This window comes from Phytoactinopolyspora endophytica (assembly GCF_004138495.1).
Lineage (GTDB): Bacteria > Actinomycetota > Actinomycetes > Jiangellales > Jiangellaceae > Phytoactinopolyspora > Phytoactinopolyspora endophytica.
Genome location: NZ_ML142855.1, coordinates 225,359 through 225,916 on the forward strand (window position 1 = coordinate 225,359; position 558 = coordinate 225,916).

The 558-nt window shown below is 75.1% G+C and carries 1 pseudogene; it reads left to right on the forward strand.

The features are described from left to right. Positions 1–31: 31 nt before the first annotated feature. Positions 32–558, forward strand: a pseudogene (locus ELR45_RS38035) (FtsK/SpoIIIE domain-containing protein); the annotation flags it as partial.

A 558-nucleotide genomic window follows, 5' to 3' on the forward strand; every position in this document is an offset into this window, starting at 1 on the left:
CAGCATCGCTCAGCGGGGACGGTCGCTCGGCATGCACATGCTGCTGGCGACACAGCGCCCGGCCGGGGTTGTGACGCCGCAGATTAAAGCCAATACCGACCTGCGGATCGCGCTGCGGGTGGCCTCCGTGGAGGACTCCGACGACGTGATCAGCGCACCGGATGCGGCGCGCCTGTCTCGCCGCACCCCCGGCCGGGCGTGGCTGCGCCGGACCGGGCACGGCACCCGCGAGCTGGTCCAGGTGGCCTGGGTCGGCGCACGTGAGCAGATGCGCGACGGCGCCCGGGTGGTCGATGTCGTCCCGTTCACCGCCCTGGATCTGGCGGCCGACGATGCGCGGGCCGGCGACCGGGACACGCGGGTCCATCCCAGCACCGACCTGGAGCGGCTGGTCGGCACCGCCGGCGCCGCCTTCGCCCGGTCCGGCCTGCGGCCGCCGCGCAAGCCGTGGCTCCCGCCGTTGCCCGACGAGCTGGCGCTCGGCTGCCGCGAGCCGGGACGGCTGGTCATGGGTCTCGGTGTCGAGGCCGTGGACCGGGTGGTTGCGGCGGACACCGG